The sequence below is a fragment of the Pseudomonas sp. PvP089 genome (genome assembly GCF_017875165.1).
Lineage (GTDB): Bacteria > Pseudomonadota > Gammaproteobacteria > Pseudomonadales > Pseudomonadaceae > Aquipseudomonas > Aquipseudomonas fortuita.
The window spans coordinates 1,824,981-1,843,490 of record NZ_JAGGME010000001.1; the positions used below are offsets into that span (position 1 = coordinate 1,824,981).

Annotated in this window: 17 protein-coding genes; 14 read left to right on the plus strand and 3 right to left on the minus strand. The window is 61.7% G+C overall.

All coding sequences use genetic code 11. The features are described 5' to 3' along the window. Nucleotides 1–11 precede the first annotated feature (11 nt). The gene (locus J3A71_RS08490) at nucleotides 12–368 is read right to left on the minus strand and encodes a 4a-hydroxytetrahydrobiopterin dehydratase (RefSeq protein WP_016488502.1); all 357 of its coding nucleotides are present in this window, start codon (nucleotides 366–368) and stop codon (nucleotides 12–14) included. Between the two features lie 39 nt (nucleotides 369–407). After that, nucleotides 408–1,196, minus strand: a complete 789-nt coding sequence (phhA, locus tag J3A71_RS08495; protein WP_016488501.1) for a phenylalanine 4-monooxygenase — start codon at nucleotides 1,194–1,196, stop codon at nucleotides 408–410. A gap of 257 nt (nucleotides 1,197–1,453) precedes the next feature. Here phhA and J3A71_RS08500 point away from each other — a divergent pair, with 257 nt between their 5' ends. Beyond that, on the plus strand, nucleotides 1,454–3,013 hold the full coding sequence (locus J3A71_RS08500) for a sigma-54-dependent phenylalanine hydroxylase transcriptional regulator PhhR (protein WP_016488500.1): 1,560 nt from the start codon (nucleotides 1,454–1,456) through the stop codon (nucleotides 3,011–3,013). 151 nt (nucleotides 3,014–3,164) lie between these two features. Here J3A71_RS08500 and J3A71_RS08505 read toward each other — a convergent pair whose 3' ends face one another. Next, nucleotides 3,165–3,419: a DUF2790 domain-containing protein gene (locus J3A71_RS08505; protein ID WP_003254526.1), complete on the minus strand. Its 255-nt coding sequence runs from the start codon at nucleotides 3,417–3,419 to the stop codon at nucleotides 3,165–3,167. Nucleotides 3,420–3,817: 398 nt separating this feature from the next. Here J3A71_RS08505 and acs point away from each other — a divergent pair, with 398 nt between their 5' ends. From acs to astE, 13 genes are all read left to right on the plus strand, one after another. Then, entirely contained in the window at nucleotides 3,818–5,779 is a 1,962-nt protein-coding gene (acs, locus tag J3A71_RS08510) for an acetate--CoA ligase (RefSeq protein WP_016488499.1), read from the plus strand. Nucleotides 5,780–6,284: 505 nt separating this feature from the next. After that, nucleotides 6,285–7,070, plus strand: coding sequence for an ABC transporter substrate-binding protein (locus J3A71_RS08515; protein ID WP_016488498.1), 786 nt, complete (start codon nucleotides 6,285–6,287; stop codon nucleotides 7,068–7,070). An 88-nt stretch (nucleotides 7,071–7,158) separates the two neighbouring features. Continuing rightward, on the plus strand, nucleotides 7,159–7,848 hold the full coding sequence (locus J3A71_RS08520) for an ABC transporter permease (RefSeq protein ID WP_016488497.1): 690 nt from the start codon (nucleotides 7,159–7,161) through the stop codon (nucleotides 7,846–7,848). After that, nucleotides 7,845–8,543: an ABC transporter permease gene (locus J3A71_RS08525; RefSeq protein ID WP_016488496.1), complete on the plus strand. Its 699-nt coding sequence runs from the start codon at nucleotides 7,845–7,847 to the stop codon at nucleotides 8,541–8,543. Before J3A71_RS08520 ends, J3A71_RS08525 begins: the two co-directional genes overlap by 4 nt. Before the next feature lie 22 nt (nucleotides 8,544–8,565). After that, complete coding sequence (locus tag J3A71_RS08530) at nucleotides 8,566–9,330, plus strand: ATP-binding cassette domain-containing protein (RefSeq protein ID WP_016488495.1); 765 nt, start codon at nucleotides 8,566–8,568, stop codon at nucleotides 9,328–9,330. A gap of 98 nt (nucleotides 9,331–9,428) precedes the next feature. Next, complete coding sequence (argR, locus tag J3A71_RS08535) at nucleotides 9,429–10,409, plus strand: transcriptional regulator ArgR (RefSeq protein WP_016488494.1); 981 nt, start codon at nucleotides 9,429–9,431, stop codon at nucleotides 10,407–10,409. Between the two features lie 343 nt (nucleotides 10,410–10,752). Next, on the plus strand, nucleotides 10,753–11,973 hold the full coding sequence (locus J3A71_RS08540) for an aspartate aminotransferase family protein (RefSeq protein WP_016488493.1): 1,221 nt from the start codon (nucleotides 10,753–10,755) through the stop codon (nucleotides 11,971–11,973). Nucleotides 11,974–12,108: 135 nt separating this feature from the next. Further along, nucleotides 12,109–13,128, plus strand: a complete 1,020-nt coding sequence (gene aruF, locus J3A71_RS08545) for an arginine/ornithine succinyltransferase subunit alpha (RefSeq protein ID WP_016488492.1) — start codon at nucleotides 12,109–12,111, stop codon at nucleotides 13,126–13,128. A 78-nt stretch (nucleotides 13,129–13,206) separates the two neighbouring features. Next, nucleotides 13,207–14,235, plus strand: a complete 1,029-nt coding sequence (gene astA / locus J3A71_RS08550; protein ID WP_096426610.1) for an arginine N-succinyltransferase — start codon at nucleotides 13,207–13,209, stop codon at nucleotides 14,233–14,235. Continuing rightward, on the plus strand, nucleotides 14,236–15,699 hold the full coding sequence (gene astD, locus J3A71_RS08555) for a succinylglutamate-semialdehyde dehydrogenase (protein WP_096426609.1): 1,464 nt from the start codon (nucleotides 14,236–14,238) through the stop codon (nucleotides 15,697–15,699). 23 nt (nucleotides 15,700–15,722) lie between these two features. Next, nucleotides 15,723–17,072 (plus strand): N-succinylarginine dihydrolase, encoded by a 1,350-nt coding sequence (gene astB / locus J3A71_RS08560; protein ID WP_060519129.1) that lies wholly within the window; start codon nucleotides 15,723–15,725, stop codon nucleotides 17,070–17,072. Between the two features lie 14 nt (nucleotides 17,073–17,086). Next, nucleotides 17,087–17,377 (plus strand): hypothetical protein, encoded by a 291-nt coding sequence (locus J3A71_RS08565; RefSeq protein ID WP_016488488.1) that lies wholly within the window; start codon nucleotides 17,087–17,089, stop codon nucleotides 17,375–17,377. A 10-nt stretch (nucleotides 17,378–17,387) separates the two neighbouring features. Continuing rightward, entirely contained in the window at nucleotides 17,388–18,395 is a 1,008-nt protein-coding gene (gene astE, locus J3A71_RS08570; RefSeq protein WP_016488487.1) for a succinylglutamate desuccinylase, read from the plus strand. Nucleotides 18,396–18,510: the final 115 nt, after the last annotated feature.

The window sequence follows — 18,510 nt, forward strand, 5'->3', positions numbered from 1 at the left end:
TTCCTAAGCGATTACTTACGGCCTTCAGCCGTTTCAGCCACTTTGTCAGTGCGTGCGCACATGATGAAGTCGTTGCGGTGCAGGCCTTTGATCGAGTGGCTCCACCAGGTCACGGTAACTTTGCCCCACTCGGTCAGCAGCCCCGGGTGGTGGCCTTCGGCTTCGGCGATTTCGCCCACGGCGTTGGTGAACGCCAGGGCGTGCTTGAAGTTCTTGAACAGGAACACGCGCTCAAGCTCCATGTGGCCGTCACGCACTTCGATGTTCCAGTCCGGGATTTCGCGAATCAGTTCGGCCAGCTCGTCGTCGGAGACTTTCGGTGCGTCGGCGCGGCAGGCTTCGCAATGGGCTTGATTCAAGGCATTCATGAGATGTTTTCCGGTTCGAGTTGTTATCGGCAAGGTTGATCAGGCAGCGACCTTGGGTGGAAACTTCGGCGCGTGCAGGCCCAGCTGCATGGCTTTGTGGACCATGCCCATGATGTCTTCGTGGGCCAGGTCGAACAGGCGCTTCATGTTCGGCAGCACGAAATACACCGGCTGCAGGATGTCGATGCGGTATGGCGTACGCATGGCTTCGATCGGGTCGAAGGCCTGGTGCTCAGGCGCGTCAGACAGACTGTAGACGGTCTCTTTCGGCGACGAGAGAATGCCGCCGCCATAGATCTTGCGGCCTTGCGGGGTTTCCATCAGGCCAAACTCGATAGTCATCCAGTACAGGCGCGCAAGGTAGACGCGTTGTTCCTTGGTCGCGGCCAGGCCGAGCTTGCCGTAGGTATGGGTGAATTCGGCGAACCATGGGTTGGTCAGCAGCGGGCAGTGGCCGAAGATCTCGTGGAAGATATCGGGCTCTTGCAGGTAGTCCAGCTCCTCCGGGGTACGAATGAAGGTGGCAACCGGGAAGCGCTTGCTGGCCAGCAGTTCGAAGAAGGTCTGGAAGGGGATCAGTGCCGGTACCCGGGCAACTTGCCAGCCGGTGGTGGCGCCCAGCACCTTGTTGACCTCGCCCAGTTGCGGGATACGGTCATGGGGCAGCTTGAGCTGGTCGATGCCGTCCAGGTATTCCTGGCACGCGCGGCCCTCGATCACTTTCAGCTGGCGGGTGATCAGGGTGTTCCATACCGCGTGCTCTTGCTGCGGGTAATCGATAAAACCATGCGCATCGGGCTCGCGTGCCACGTATTGCGTCTGTTTCATGAGGCTCTCCTGGTGAGGGCTTTTCTTGTTATGTGCAGGACATGACTCAGTAATATCCCCGCCCGGATCGGTTTGCACGATGGACCGCACGCCCTATCGCGCGTTATCACCCTCATTTTCGTAACGATAATTTTACAAAATGCGGCAGGTGTCGGAAAATCCAAGGCATCTGGCTGATGGTTACACTGTTTTTGTCAGCTTATCTTTACAACTTTTCTGCGCGGTGTTGAAAAACATTGGCGTTTCGCGGGCCCCACATGCGTATCAAAGTCCATTGCCAGAACCGGATTGGCATTCTGCGCGACATCCTCAACCTGCTGGTGGAGTACGGCATCAACGTGCTGCGTGGCGAGGTGGGCGGTGACCATGGCAACGCCATCTACCTGCATTGCCCGAACCTGATCAATCTGCAGTTCCAGGCATTGCGGCCCAAGTTCGAGGCGATTGCCGGCGTGTTCGGCGTCAAGCGCGTAGGGCTGATGCCCAGCGAGCGCCGCCACATGGAGCTGAATGCGCTGCTGGGGGCGCTGGATTTCCCGGTGCTGTCGATCGACATGGGCGGCAGTATCGTCGCCGCCAACCGCACGGCGGCGCAGCTGCTGGGGGTGCGGGTGGATGAGGTGCCGGGCATGCCGCTGGCACGCTATGTGGAAGACTTTGACCTGCCGGAGTTGGTGCGGGCCAACAAGTCGCGCATCAATGGCATGCGTATCAAGGTCAAAGGTGATGTGTTTCTGGCCGATATCGCGCCGCTGCAGTCCGAGCACGATGACAGTGAGGCGTTGGCGGGTGCGGTACTCACCCTGCACCGTGCAGACCGCATCGGCGAGCGTATCTACAACGTGCGCAAGCAAGAGCTGCGCGGCTTCGACAGCATCTTCCAGAGCTCGCGGGTGATGGCCGCCGTGGTACGTGAGGCGCGGCGCATGGCACCGCTGGATGCACCCTTGCTGATTGAAGGCGAGACCGGCACTGGCAAGGAGCTGCTGGCGCGCGCCTGCCATTTGGCCAGCCCGCGCGGGCAGTCGCCGCTGATGGCGCTCAATTGCGCCGGGTTGCCCGAGTCGATGGCCGAGACTGAACTGTTCGGTTACGGTCCCGGCGCGTTCGAAGGGGCGCGGGCCGAGGGCAAGCTGGGGCTGCTGGAGCTGACCGCCGGCGGCACGCTGTTTCTTGACGGAGTAGGGGAGATGAGCCCGCGCCTGCAAGTGAAGCTGCTGCGCTTTCTGCAAGACGGCTGCTTCCGCCGGGTAGGCAGCGATGAAGAGGTGTACCTGGATGTGCGGGTGATTTGCGCGACCCAGGTGGATTTGTCGGAACTGTGTGCCCGTGGCGAGTTTCGCCAGGACCTGTATCACCGCCTGAACGTATTGTCGCTGCACATTCCGCCTTTGCGTGAATGCATGGATGGGTTGGAAGGGCTGGTACAGCACTTTCTCGATCAGGCCAGCCGGCAGATCGGCTGCGCCATGCCCCGCCTGGCGCCAGCAGCAATGGAAAAACTTGGGCAATACCATTGGCCGGGTAATGTAAGGCAGTTGGAAAACGTATTGTTTCAGGCGGTTTCTTTATGTGAGGGCGGCGTGGTCAAAAGCGAGCATATTCGCTTGCCGGATTATGGCGTGCGGCAACCGTTGGGGGAGTTTTCGCTGGAAGGGGATCTTTCGCAGATTGTCGGGCGCTTTGAAAAGGCGGTACTGGAAAGTTTGATGGGGGAGTTTTCGAGTAGTCGGGCTTTGGGGAAAAGATTGGGTGTTTCGCACACGACAATTGCCAACAAGTTGAGGGATTACTCGCTTAACAAGTCTGCGGATTAGTTGTCAGGCAAAGAACTTGGGACTGCTTCGCAGTCCTTTCGCGGCGCAAGGCCGCTCCTACAGGTACGGCGCGGGTTTGAGGATTGCGCAATACCTGCAGGAGCGGCCTTGTGTCGCGATAGGGGCCCGAAGGGCCCCGATTCACAAGGTATCAGCCGTTGGAGCAGCCGTTCCCCATCACGCGGTATTCGAGAATGTGCTTCTGGCCCTGGGAGTCCTCGTAGGTCATGCGGGCTGGCACGACTTCGCACACATTGGGCACTTCGCTCATGGAGATGACGCGGGCAATGTCCAGGTGTTGCGAGTAACTGTATTGTTCAACCGGAATCTGCTCGGCATCTTTGGCTTCGCCGGCCATCGCCGCGCCGCAAAGACTGCCAAGTACCAATACCAGTAAAGCTTTCATTTTCTATTTACCTGTCTAAGGTCGTGAGGGGGCACGCGGCGCTTATGGCGCCGCGAGTACAGCGAGTTTTAACTATCGGGATGAGATGGAGATTAACGCTTGCCTTCGTGGGGGCTGTTACCAGTTGTTAATCGCCTTGCCGTTGCTGGCGAGGTGAATTTTATGGCGGTGGCCAAGGCTGAAACAGTGGGTCTTTTGATAAAGTGTTTTGACAGAATCTGTAACAATCCCCTATTAACCGCCTCTTTTTTTTCGACGCAGGGTCTGTAATGCCCGGGCCAGAGCGCTTGGGCGGAACGGGCGTACCAAATTACTACCAACGTCGAATGGCTTTTGTCGCTCTGGTACAGTTACAAACGGTTCCATACAAAAACAACTATTACACCGAGGTAACACAGATGAGTGCGGCTCCACTGTATCCCGTTCGTCCCGAGGTTGCGGCCACTACCCTGACCGACGAGGCCACCTACAAGGCCATGTACCAGAAATCGGTGATCAACCCGGACGGCTTCTGGCGCGAGCAGGCCCAGCGTATCGACTGGATCAAACCGTTCACCAAGGTCAAGCAAACCTCCTTTGATGACCATCACGTCGATATCAAATGGTTCGCCGACGGCACTCTGAACGTTTCCTCCAACTGCCTGGACCGCCACCTTGAAGAGCGTGGCGACCAGCTGGCAATCATCTGGGAGGGCGACGACCCTTCCGAGCACCGCAACATCACTTACCGTGAGCTGCACGAGCAGGTCTGCAAGTTCGCCAACGCCCTGCGTGGCCAGGACGTGCACCGTGGTGATGTGGTCACCATCTATATGCCGATGATCCCCGAGGCCGTGGTCGCCATGCTGGCCTGTGCCCGTATCGGTGCGATCCACTCGGTGGTCTTCGGTGGCTTCTCCCCTGAGGCCTTGGCTGGCCGCATCATCGATTGCGAGTCCAAAGTGGTGATCACCGCCGACGAAGGCGTACGTGGCGGCCGTCGTACCCCGCTCAAGGCCAACGTCGACCTGGCGCTGACCAACCCTGAAACCAAAAGCGTACAGAAGATCATCGTGTGCAAGCGCACCGGTGGTGAGATTGCCTGGCACCAGCACCGCGACATCTGGTACGAAGACCTGATGAAAGTGGCCTCCAGCCACTGCGCGCCAAAAGAAATGGGTGCTGAAGAAGCGCTGTTCATCCTTTATACCTCCGGCTCTACGGGCAAGCCCAAGGGTGTGCTGCACACCACCGGTGGTTACCTGGTGTATGCCGCGCTGACCCACGAGCGCGTGTTCGACTACCGCCCGGGCGAGGTCTACTGGTGCACCGCCGACGTCGGCTGGGTCACTGGCCACAGCTATATCGTCTACGGCCCGCTGGCCAATGGCGCCACCACCTTGCTGTTCGAGGGCGTGCCAAACTATCCGGACATTACCCGCGTGTCGAAGATCGTCGACAAGCACAAGGTCAACATCCTCTACACCGCCCCAACCGCCATTCGCGCGATGATGGCCGAAGGGCAGGCCGCCGTTGAGGGGGCCGATGGTTCCAGCCTGCGCCTGCTTGGCTCGGTGGGCGAGCCGATCAACCCTGAGGCCTGGAACTGGTACTACAAGACCGTTGGCAAGGAGCGGTGCCCGATCGTCGACACCTGGTGGCAGACCGAGACCGGCGGCATCCTGATCAGCCCGCTGCCGGGCGCTACCGGCCTCAAGCCGGGCTCGGCAACCCGTCCGTTCTTTGGCGTGGTGCCTGCGCTGGTGGACAACCTGGGTAACCTGATCGAGGGCGCGGCCGAAGGCAACCTGGTGATCCTCGACTCCTGGCCGGGCCAGTCGCGTTCGCTGTACGGCGACCACGACCGCTTCGTCGACACCTACTTCAAGACGTTCCGTGGCATGTACTTCACCGGTGACGGTGCGCGCCGCGACGAAGATGGCTACTACTGGATCACTGGCCGTGTGGATGACGTGCTCAACGTGTCTGGCCACCGTATGGGTACTGCCGAAATCGAAAGCGCCATGGTGGCGCACTCGAAAGTTGCCGAGGCGGCAGTGGTTGGCGTGCCGCACGACATCAAGGGCCAGGGCATCTATGTGTATGTCACCCTGAATGCCGGTGTCGAGGCCAGCGAGCAACTGCGCCTGGAGCTGAAAAACTGGGTGCGCAAGGAAATCGGCCCGATTGCCTCGCCGGACGTGATCCAGTGGGCGCCGGGGTTGCCGAAGACGCGTTCGGGCAAGATCATGCGCCGTATCCTGCGCAAGATTGCCACCAGTGAGTATGATGCTTTGGGCGATATCTCCACCTTGGCCGACCCGGGTGTGGTGCAGCACCTGATCGATACCCACAAGGCCATGAGCCTGGCTTCGGCCTGATAGCCTCGCCGCTTACGCGGTGGGAGCGCCACGACCAGACTAAACCCCGCCCGGGCAACCGGCGGGGTTTTTGCTTTACTGTTACCCGACATTCATCGGTAACTGTTCTGTCACCGGTCCCGCACAGGTTCGGGGCGCGAAGAAACACATCTGGCCCGTTTTGGTGCATTTGCGTAGCCAATTTGTGCAACACAGCACGCTCCACTTGCCGTAGTACAAGGCTTTGCCAATAATAGGCCCAGGAATTGCTAGGTCTATAGGTTCTATTTCTTGCGCTTCTGCATATTTTGCATTGGCTGTCAACATCGCCCGCAGCGGTTTCAGGCGCTTCTGTAAGTAGTTGTCGCTTTGAAGAAATATCGACTACCGGGCTGTCGCTAAAATGCCACTCACTCGCTCGTGGTCTGCGACCTTGGTCGAACCCTGCGCGGCTCGCGTTGTACCCATTCGCATATCGGGCAGTTGTTACCTGCCTTGTATTGCCCCGTACCGATGGAGTTACCTGATGAAGAAGCTCGCACTGCTTGGCGCCCTGGCGCTGTCTGTGTTTTCCCTGGTGTCGCAGGCCGATGAAAAACCACTGAAAATCGGCATTGAAGCCGCCTACCCACCCTTCGCCTTCAAGCAGCCTGACGGCAGCATCGCCGGCTTCGACTACGACATCGGCAACGCCCTGTGCGAAGAGATGAAGGCCAAGTGCACCTGGGTCGAGCAGGAGTTCGACGGCCTGATCCCTGCGCTTAAGGTGCGTAAGATCGACGCCATTCTGTCCTCCATGTCGATCACTGAAGACCGTAAGAAGTCGGTCGACTTCACCAAGCGCTACTACCTCACCCCGGCGCGCCTGGTCATGAAGGACGGCACCGCTGTCAGCGACAGCCTGGATGAGCTCAAAGGCAAGAAGATCGGTGTGCAGCGTGGCTCGATCCATGACCGCTTCGCCAAGGAGGTGCTGGGCGCCAAAGGGGCCACCGTGGTGCCTTACGGCACCCAGAACGAAATCTATCTGGACGTGGCGGCCGGTCGCCTCGACGGCACCGTGGCTGACGCCACCCTGCTGGAAGACGGGTTCCTCAAGACCGACGCCGGCAAGGGCTTCGCCTTCGTAGGCCCGGCTTTCACCGACGCCAAGTACTTCGGTGACGGCATCGGCATTGCCGTACGCAAGGGCGACAAGGCCAACGTCGACCGCATCAACGCGGCTATCGACGCCATCCGTGCCAACGGCAAGTACAAGGAAATCGAGAAGAAGTACTTCAACTTCGATATCTACGGTCCAGACTCGAACTAAGACGTCGGGTTTCACCTGTGCAATGGTGCAAACAGCAGAAGCTCTGAGGTTTGCACCATTTTTCATTCTCTAGGTCGAGGACCTCATCATGTTGAAAGGCTACGGGGCAGTCATCCTCGACGGGGCGTGGCTGACGCTGCAGCTCGCCCTGTCGTCGATGGCCCTGGCCATCGTGCTCGGCCTGATCGGTGTGGCGCTGCGCTTGTCGCCGGTGCGCTGGCTGGCCTGGCTGGGCGATCTGTATTCCACGGTGATCCGTGGTATTCCGGACTTGGTCCTGATCCTGCTGATCTTCTACGGCGGGCAAGACATCATCAACCGGGTGGCGCCGCTGCTCGGCTACGAAGACTACATCGACCTCAACCCGCTGGTTGCGGGTATTGGCACGTTGGGCTTCATCTTTGGCGCGTACCTGTCGGAAACCTTCCGCGGTGCCTTCCTCGGCATTCCCAAAGGCCAGGCCGAAGCGGGCGTGGCGTATGGCATGAGCAACCGCCAGGTGTTCTTCCGCATCCAGGTGCCGCAAATGATTCGCCTGGCGATCCCGGGCTTCACCAACAACTGGCTGGTGCTGACCAAGGCCACCGCGCTGATCTCGGTAGTCGGCCTGCAGGACATGATGTTCAAGGCCAAGCAGGCGGCCGACGCCACCCGCGAGCCTTTCACCTTCTTCCTGGCGGTGGCGGCCCTGTACCTGGTGCTGACCAGTGTCTCGCTGCTGGCCCTGAAGTATCTCGAGCGCCGCTACTCGGTGGGCGTCAAGGTGGCTGAACTATGATCTTCGACTACAACGTCGTCTGGGAGGCATTGCCGATGTACTTCGGCGGCCTGCTGACCACCCTCAAGCTGCTGGCGATTTCGCTGTTCTTCGGCCTGCTGGCGGCCATTCCGCTGGGCCTGATGCGCGTGTCCAAACAGCCTGCGATCAACCTCGTGGCATGGCTCTACACCTACGTGATTCGCGGCACGCCAATGCTGGTGCAGCTGTTTCTGATCTACTACGGCCTGGCGCAGTTCGAGGCGGTACGCGAAAGCTTCCTGTGGCCGCTGTTGTCCAGCGCCACGTTCTGCGCCTGCCTGGCGTTCGGTATCAATACCAGTGCCTATACCGCCGAAATCATCGCCGGCAGCCTCAAGGCCACGCCGCACGGCGAGATCGAGGCGGCCAAGGCCATGGGCATGTCACGCATGAAGATGTACCGGCGCATCCTGCTGCCGTCGGCCCTGCGCCGCGCGCTGCCGCAGTACAGCAACGAAGTGATCATGATGCTGCAGACCACCAGCCTGGCGTCGATCGTCACCCTGATCGACATCACCGGTGCCGCACGCACGGTCAATGCCCAGTACTACCTGCCTTTCGAGGCCTATATCACGGCGGGCGTGTTCTACCTGTGCCTGACCTTCATCCTGGTGCGCCTGTTCAAGATGGCCGAACGCCGCTGGCTCGGCTACCTGGCGCCGCGCAAGCACTGACCGCTTTGTGAGAATCGACAGCATGTACAAACTCGAAGTCCAAGACCTGCACAAGCGCTACGGCAGCCATGAAGTGCTAAAGGGCGTGTCCCTGGCGGCCAAGGCCGGCGACGTCATCAGCATTATCGGCTCCAGCGGTTCGGGCAAGTCGACCTTCCTGCGCTGCATCAACCTGCTGGAGCAGCCGCACGCTGGCAAGATCCTGCTCAACAACGAAGAACTCAAGCTGGTCGCCGCCAAGGACGGTGCGCTGAAGGCCGCCGACCCGCGCCAGCTGCAGCGCATGCGCTCGCGCCTGTCGATGGTGTTCCAGCACTTCAACCTGTGGTCGCACATGACGGCGCTGGAGAACGTGATCGAAGCGCCGGTCCATGTACTGGGTGTGAACAAGAAAGAAGCCCTTGAAAAGGCCGAGCACTACCTGGCCAAGGTGGGGGTGGCCCACCGCAAGGACGCTTTCCCCGGGCATATGTCGGGCGGTGAGCAACAACGTGTGGCAATTGCCCGGGCCCTGGCCATGGAGCCGGAGGTCATGCTGTTCGATGAGCCGACTTCGGCGCTCGACCCGGAGCTGGTGGGGGATGTGCTCAAGGTCATGCAGGCGCTGGCTCAGGAGGGCCGGACCATGGTGGTGGTGACTCACGAAATGGGCTTTGCTCGTGAGGTGTCCAACCAGCTGGTGTTCTTGCACAAAGGCCTGGTGGAAGAGACCGGCTGCCCTCGCGAAGTACTGGCCAACCCGCGGTCGGAGCGCCTGAAGCAGTTCCTCTCGGGCAGCCTGAAGTAAAAGCTGCATTTTTGCACCAGAATAGGGCATGCTGCGCTGCGAGCGCAGCCTGACCCGGCGCACAGACTCGAACGACCTCAGGTTTCGGACCGCACCCTATGACCACCCAGCGAATCGGTTTTCTCATCTGGCCCAGCACCAAGCCCTTGACCCTGGCGCTGGCCGAGGAAGTGTTGCAGGTGGCGCAGCGGGTGCATCCGGATGTGGTTTACGAACTGGCCTTTCTACAGGCGGAGCCAGCGCAAGAAGGCGGTTGGCGCCTGCCCGGCGAGCCGTGGGCCGGCCGCCTGGAGGGGTGCCACAAACTGTTCCTGGTTGCTGATGAGCCGCCTGCGGCGGTAGGGGCGTCCCTGTCGACTGCGCTCAAGCAGCTGGCGCGCAGTGGCTGCATGATCGCCGGCTTGTCTGCAGGGGTTTATCCGCTGGCGATGCTGGGCCTGCTCGACGGTTACCGGGCTGCGGTGCACTGGCGCTGGCAGGACGATTTTGCCGAACGCTTCCCCAAGGTCATCGCCACCAGCCACCTGTTCGACTGGGACCGTGATCGCCTGACGGCCTGTGGCGGCATCGCCGTGGCCGACCTGCTGCTGGCAGTGCTGGCCCGTGACCACGGGGCGGAGCTGGCGGGTGCGGTGTCGGAAGAACTGGTGGTGGAGCGCATCCGTGAGGGTGGCGAGCGTCAGCGCATTCCGCTGCAAAACCGCCTGGGTTCGAGTCATCCCAAACTGACCCAGGCGGTGCTGTTGATGGAAGCCAACATCGAAGAACCGCTGACCACCGACGAGATTGCTCAGCATGTGTGCGTGTCGCGTCGCCAGCTGGAGCGTATCTTCAAACAGTACCTGAACCGCGTGCCTAGCCAGTACTACCTGGAGCTGCGGCTCAACAAGGCGCGGCAGATGCTGATGCAGACCAGTAAGTCGATCATCCAGATCGGCTTGTCCTGTGGCTTCTCCTCGGGGCCGCATTTTTCCAGTGCCTATCGCAACTTCTTTGGCGCCACGCCACGGGAAGACCGCAACCAGCGACGCAGCAGCAGCCCGTTCGAACTGAGCTCGGCGCCTGCCGAAAAGGGCTGAAACGTTGCTGTCAGTGCTGGCCCTTTCGCGGGGCAAGCCCGCTCCCACAGATGCTCGTTGCCATCTGATTCAGTAGTGAATCTGTGGGAGCGGGCTTGTCCCGCGAAAGGGCCGGTGCAGGCAGCGTTCAATCCCAATGTGAACACCCGTTCACCCAGCATCCTCTCTCCCGTACACTGCGCGATTGCGACAGTGTTTGTCGCATTGCCGAAAGCCTTGTCAAAACTGGGTTTTGCGCTGTAACAAGTTGTCGCTTGGCCGCAAGGACAGGCGCGGATCAGTCCTTACAATCCCCCCATCGCTCGCCCACTTCCAGGCCAGCGTTCCTCTTCAGGAGACTCAGATGTCCGTTGAGCAAGCCCCGGTGCAACGTGCCGATTTCGACCAGGTCATGGTCCCCAACTATTCTCCGGCGGCCTTCATTCCTGTGCGAGGCGAGGGTTCCCGTGTGTGGGACCAGTCGGGTCGCGAGCTGATCGATTTTGCCGGTGGCATCGCGGTAAACGCCCTGGGCCACTGCCACCCGGCACTGGTCAAGGCCCTGACCGACCAGGCCAACACGCTCTGGCACGTATCCAACGTGTTCACCAACGAGCCGGCCCTGCGCCTGGCTCACAAGCTGGTGGACGCTACCTTTGCCGACCGGGCGTTCTTCTGCAACTCCGGCGCCGAGGCCAACGAGGCCGCTTTCAAGCTGGCCCGTCGCGTCGCCCATGACCGCTTCGGCCCGGAAAAGCACGAAATCATCGCCACGGTGAACAGCTTCCACGGCCGCACCTTGTTCACCGTCAGCGTTGGTGGGCAGCCGAAGTACTCCGACGGTTTCGGTCCGAAGATCACTGGCATCAGCCACGTGCCGTACAACGACCTGGAAGCGTTGAAGGCAAAGATTTCCGACAAGACCTGCGCCGTGGTGATCGAGCCGATACAGGGCGAGAGCGGCGTGGTGCCGGCCGACAAGGCCTACCTGGAAGGCGCGCGCAAGCTGTGCGACGAGCACAACGCCCTGCTGATCTTCGACGAAGTGCAGACTGGCGTGGGCCGTACCGGTTCGCTGTATGCCTACCAGCACTACGGCGTGACGCCCGACATCCTGACCAGCGCCAAGAGCCTGGGCGGGGGCTTCCCGATCGGCGCCATGCTGACCACCACCGAACTGGCCAAGCACCTGGCGGTCGGCACACACGGCACCACCTACGGCGGTAACCCGCTGGGCTGCGCCGTCGCCTGCGCGGTGCTGGATGTGGTCAATACCCCTGAAACCCTGGCCGGCATCAAGGCCAAGCACGCACGCTTCAAAACCCGCCTGGAACAGATCGGCCAGAAGTACAACCTGTTCACCCAGGTACGTGGTGTTGGTCTGCTGATCGGCTGCGTACTTGCCGAGGCTTGGCAGGGCAAGGCCAAGGACGTGCTCAACGCTGCCGAGAAAGAAGGCGTAATGGTGCTGCAGGCCGGCCCGGACGTGGTCCGTTTTGCGCCAAGCCTGGTGGTTGAAGACGCCGACATCGATGAAGGCCTGGACCGCTTCGAGCGCGCTGTGGCTGCCTTGACCAAAGGCTGATCCGCCTGCGGTCCCGTCGCCGGCCCAGGCCATTAGCGGGCCTGGCCGGCGATAACCGATTCCACTGCAGGTGCCTGTGTACCTGCCGTTTTTCCGTGCCGCGGTGAGCGGCCCGTATTCCAAAGGAGTGACACCATGCTGGTGATGCGCCCCGCGCAAATGGCTGATCTGAACGAAGTGCAGCGCATGGCTGCAGACAGCCCCATTGGTGTCACCTCGCTGCCGGACGACGCTGCTCGCCTGGGCGACAAGATCGCCGCTTCCGAGACTTCCTTCGCCGCCGAGGTCAGCTTCAACGGCGAGGAAAGCTACTTTTTCGTGCTTGAAGACAGCGAGACTGGCAAGCTGGCCGGCTGCTCGGCCATTGTCGCTTCGGCTGGCTACTCCGAGCCGTTCTACAGTTTTCGTAACGAAACCTTCGTGCATGCCTCGCGCGAACTGAAGATCCACAACAAGATCCACGTGCTGTCGCTGTGTCATGACCTGACCGGCAACAGCCTGCTGACCAGCTTCTATGTATTGCCGGAGCTGGTGAACAGCGGCTGGGCCGAGCTCAATTCGCGCGGTCGCCTGCTGTTCATGGCCGCGCACCCGGAGCGTTTCGCCGACTCGGTAGTGACCGAAATCGTCGGTTACAGCGACGAGAATGGCGAATCGCCGTTCTGGGATGCCATCGGCCGCAATTTCTTCGACCTTAACTACTCCGACGCCGAGCGCCTGTGTGGCCTGAAGAGCCGCACTTTCCTCGCCGAACTGATGCCGCATTACCCTATCTACGTGCCGCTGCTGCCCGATGAGGCGCAGGAAGCCATGGGGCAGGTGCACCCGCGCGCGCAGATCACCTTCGACATCCTCATGCGCGAAGGCTTCGAGACCGAGCATTACATCGACATTTTCGACGGCGGCCCGACTCTGCATGCGCGCACTTCGGGCATTCGCTCGATTGCCCAGAGCCGCTCGGCGCCGGTGAAAATCGAGGACGCGCCGGGCAAGGGGGGGCGCCCGTACCTGGTGTGCAACGGCCAGTTGCAGGACTACCGCGCAGTGCTGCTGGACCTGGACTGGGTGCCCGGCAAGCCGGTGTGCCTGAGCCTGGCTGCGGCCGATGCGCTGGGTGTGGGCGAGGGTGGCAGTGTGCGCCTGGTCGCAGTCTGAGGTCTGGTAACAGACGTTTCGGGATTGATGCGTTAGAAGAGTTTTGCGCCGGCCGCCGCCGCCGCACAAGGAGATAGCATGATCGTTCGTCCTGTACGCAGCAGCGATTTGCCTGCGTTGATCGAATTGGCACGCAGCACCGGCACCACCGGGCTGACCACGCTGCCGGCCAACGAAGAACGCTTGGGGCATCGCGTTGGCTGGGCGGAAAAGAGCTTCCGTGGCGAAGCCGAGCGTGGCGACACCGACTACCTGTTCGTGCTGGAAAACGACGAAGGCTTGGTGGTGGGCATCAGTGCCATCGCGGGTGCCGTCGGCCTGCGCGAGCCGTGGTACAACTACCGGGTCGGCTTGACCGTCAGCGCCTCGCAGGAGCTGAAGATCTATCGCGAAATCCCCACCCTGTTCCTCGCCAACGACCTGACCGGCAACTCTGAACTGTGCTCGCTGTTTCTGCGCAGCGACTACCGCTCCGGGCTCAATGGCCGCCTGCTGTCGCGCGCGCGCATGCTGTTCATTGCCGAGTTCCCGGAGCTGTTCGGCAAAAAGATCATCGCCGAAATGCGTGGCATGTCCGACGAGAATGGCCGTTCGCCTTTCTGGGAAAGCCTTGGCCGGCATTTCTTCAAGATGGAGTTCAGCCAGGCGGACTACCTGACCGGCGTAGGCAACAAGTCGTTCATCGCCGAGCTGATGCCCAAGTTCCCGCTGTACACCTGCTTCCTGTCCGAGGCGGCGCGCGAGGTGATCGGCCGCGTGCACGTCGACACCGAGCCGGCGCTGGCCATGCTCAAGCAGGAAGGTTTCAACTATCAGGGCTATGTCGACATCTTCGACGCAGGCCCCGCCATCGAGTGTGATACCGCCAAGATCCGCGCCGTGCGCGAGAGCCAGACCTTGGTGCTGGCAGTCGGCACGCCGGGCGATGACGCTACCCCTTACATCATCCACAACCGCAAACGCGACGATTGCCGCATCACTGCCGCTCCGGCGCGGCTGGCCGCCGGTACCCTGGTGGTCGACCCGTTGACCGCCAAGCGTCTGCGCATGGGGGCTGGCGACAACGTGCGTGCCGTGCCGCTGTCGGCCAGCCGGGAGGCCCAATAAATGACCACGCATTACATCGCAGGCAATTGGCTGGCGGGGCAGGGCGAAGCCCTGCAGTCGCTGAACCCGGTAACCCAGGCTGTCATCTGGCAAGGGCAGGGCGCTGACGCCAGCCAAGTGGAGGCCGCTGTGCAGGCAGCGCGCCGGACCTTCCCAGCGTGGGCACAACTGAGCCTGGAAGCGCGCATCGATGTGCTGGAGAAGTTCGCCGAACAGCTGAAAAAGCATGCCGAAGCGTTGGCACAGTGCATCGGTGAGGAAACCGGAAAGCCCCTGTGGGAGTCGGCGACCGAAGTCACCAGCATGATCAACAAGGTGGCGATCTCGGTACAAAGCTACCGCGAGCGCACCGGGGAAAAGAGCGGCCCGCTGGCCGACGCCACGGCCGTGCTGCGGCACAAGCCCCATGGCGTGGTGGCGGTGTTCGGCCCCTACAACTTCCCCGGTCACTTGCCCAATGGCCATATTGTGCCGGCGCTGCTGGCGGGTAACTGCGTGGTGTTCAAGCCCAGCGAGCTGACGCCCAAGGTCGCCGAGCTGACCGTCAACTGCTGGATCGCCGCCGGCCTGCCGGCGGGCGTGCTGAACCTGGTGCAAGGCGCGCGTGAAACCGGTGTGGCACTGGCCGCCAACCCGGGGATCGATGGCCTGTTCTTCACAGGTTCCAGCCGCACCGGCAACTTGCTGCACCAGCAGTTCGCCGGTCGCCCGGACAAGATTCTGGCCCTGGAAATGGGGGGCAACAACCCGCTGGTGGTAGACGAGGTCAAGGACCTCGACGCTGCGGTGTACACCATTATCCAGTCGGCGTTCATTTCTGCCGGGCAGCGTTGCACCTGCGCGCGGCGCCTGCTGGTGCCGCTAGGCGCCTGGGGTGATGCGCTGATCGCACGCCTGGTCGAGGTGTGCAAAACCATCACGGTGGGTGCATTTGACGATCAGCCAGCGCCGTTCATGGGCTCGGTCATTTCGCTGCAGGCGGCGCGGGCGCTGATTGCGGCCCAGGCCGAACTGGCCGCCAAGGGTGGCGTGAAGCTGCTGGAAATGACCCAGCCGCAGGCCGATGCCGCGCTGCTGACCCCGGGCATTGTCGATGTCACAGGCGTGGCCGAGCGCCCGGACGAGGAGTTCTTTGGCCCGCTGTTGCAGGTGATCCGTTACGCCGACTTCGATGCCGCCATCGATGAAGCCAACAACACCCAGTTCGGTCTGGCCGCCGGCTTGCTGTCCGACTCGCGTGCCCGCTACCAGTACTTCTGGCTGCGAAGCCGCGCCGGCATCGTCAACTGGAACAAGCAACTGACCGGCGCCGCCAGCAGCGCGCCGTTCGGTGGCGTGGGTGCCAGTGGCAACCACCGCGCCAGTGCCTACTACGCGGCTGACTACTGTGCTTACCCCGTGGCTTCGCTGGAGACCGCCAGCCTTGCCTTGCCGGCGACACTCACGCCGGGCGTCACCCTATAACAACAGGTCACGGAGCCTAGCCGATGAAATCCTATGAAGTGAATTTTGATGGCCTGGTGGGGCCTACCCACAACTATGGCGGCCTGTCTTACGGCAACGTGGCTTCGCAGAGCAACAGCCAGCAGGGTTCCAGCCCGCGCGAAGCCGCGCGTCAAGGTCTGGCAAAAATGAAAGCGCTGGCCGACATGGGCTTCAAGCAGGGCGTGCTGGCGCCGCAAGAGCGCCCGGATGTGGCCGCGCTGCGCCGCCTGGGGTTTAGCGGCAGCGATGCCGAGGTCATCCAGCGTGCTGCGAAAGACGCCATGCCGTTGCTGGTGGCCAGCTGCTCGGCCTCGAGCATGTGGGTGGCCAATGCGGCCACGGTCAGCCCCAGTGCCGACACGGCGGATGGCCGCGTGCACTTCACCGCCGCCAACCTGAACTGCAAGTACCACCGCAGCATCGAGCACCCGACCACCAGCCGTGTGCTGGGCGCCATGTTCAACAACGAGAAACACTTTGCCCACCACGCAGCATTGCCGGCCGTGGCACAGTTCGGTGACGAGGGCGCGGCCAACCACACGCGCTTCTGCCGTGCTTATGGTGACCCCGGCGTGGAGTTTTTCGTTTACGGCCGCAGTGCCTTCGACAGCCGTTACCCGGCGCCGCAGAAGTACCCGGCCCGGCAAACCCTGGAGGCTTCGCAGGCCGTGGCCCGGTTGCATGGGTTGAGCGATGGCGGTGTGGTCTACGCTCAACAGAACCCCGCCGTGATCGATCAGGGCGTGTTCCATAACGACGTGATTTCGGTGGGCAACGGCGAAGTGCTGTTCTATCACGAGGACGCGTTCCTCGAGACTGACGCGGTGCTTGGTCAGCTGCGCGCTAAACTGGCCAACAAGGGCGGCCACTTCCAGGCCATCTGTGTGCCACGTGCGGCGGTGGCGGTAGAGGATGCCGTGCGCTCTTACCTGTTCAACAGCCAGTTGCTCAGCCGCGATGACGGCTCCATGCTGCTGGTGGTGCCGGAGGAGTGCCGCAACAACGAGCGGGTCTGGGCCTACCTGGGCCAGCTGACCAGCCAAGGTGGCCCGGTCAGGGAGGTCAAGGTATTCGACCTCAAGCAAAGCATGCAGAACGGCGGTGGCCCGGCTTGCCTGCGTCTGCGCGTGGCGTTGAAGGAATCGGAACTGGCGGCGGTGAACCAAGGCGTTATCATGACCGCCCCGCTGTACGACACCCTGGTGCAGTGGGTCGACAAGCATTACCGCGATCGCCTGGGCGAAGCGGACCTGGCCGACCCGCAGTTGCTGGTGGAATGCCGTACGGCACTGGACGAATTGACCCAGATCCTGAAGTTGGGCTCGGTATACCCGTTCCAACGCCAACCTTGAAGAGAGACTTTGCAATGACCGATGCCCTGCGCCTGATCCTTGAAGATGAAGACGGCACCCAGCTGGAAACCTCCTGCACCCGTTTTGCCGTGGTCTGGCAAGGCAAGGAAGTGTGGATTCAGCAGGACGGCCGTGGCCAGCTGCTGATCGGTGTAGATGTCGATGAAGATGACACCGAGTACGCCAACCTGCTGCTGCGCCCGATGGCCACCAACCTGGTCAGCCTGCAGCTGGAAATGGAGCCGGCCGAGGTTGGCGAAGACGACGATCACGTCCATGGCCCTGACTGCGGCCACCACCACTAAGGAAGCCCCTATGCTCGCCCTTGGCAAATTGCTTGAGCTGACACTCACCGATCACGAACCGGCCGAGAAGACCCAAGTGACACCCAAGGGCGCGCGTTTGCGCTGGCTGGGGGAGGGCGCGCTCGAAGTGCGCCCCGCCGAAAGCGATGATTGCGGGCTGGACTTGTTATTGTCTGCGGGCATTCATGGCAACGAAACGGCGCCGATCGAATTGCTCGAACGGCTGTTGCACGGTGTGGCCAACGGCAAGATCAAACCCAAGGCACGGCTGCTGTTCCTGTTTGGCAACCCGGCGGCGATCCGCAAGGGCGAACGGTTCATCGAGCAGGACATCAATCGGCTGTTCAACGGCCGCCATGAGCTTTCCAGTGGCTTCGAGGCATTACGTGCCGCCGAGCTGGAACAGTTCGCCCGGGTGTTCTTCAGCAAGCCGGAGCGCAGCCGCCTGCACTACGACCTGCATACCGCCATCCGCGGTTCGAAGATCGAGCAATTTGCCTTGTACCCCTATAAAGAAGGGCGCAAGCACTCCCGTCGTGAACTGGCGCGCCTGGCAGCGGCAGGCATGGAAGCGGTGCTGCTGCAGAGCAAATCCTCCATCACCTTCAGTGCCTTTACCTACGAACAGCTGGATGCCGAAGCTTTCACTCTGGAACTGGGCAAGGCCCGCCCGTTTGGCCAGAACGAGCAGGTCAACCTCGACCGGCTCGAAGAGCGCCTGATCCAGATCATCGAAGGCACCGAGCCAGAGGGTGAAGGCTCGCTGGATGGCCTGCAACTGTTCAGCGTTTCGCGTGAGATCATCAAGCACAGCGACAGCTTCCACCTGCACCTGCCGGCGGACATCGAAAACTTCTCAGAGCTGAGCAAGGGTTACCTGCTGGCCGAAGACCTGGCCGAAATGCGCTGGGTGGTCGAGGAGGAGGGGGCGCGCATCATTTTTCCCAATCCCAAGGTCAGGAACGGCTTGCGGGCCGGCATCCTGATCGTGCCGGATTCGGGGCAGCGGCTGGGCTGATTACCTGTCTTCCTGCCCCGGCCCTATCGCCGGCAAGCCAGCTCCCACAGGGACTGCATGACAGCCAGACATATGGTTATCCTGTGGGAACTGGCTGGCCGGCGATAGGGCCCTG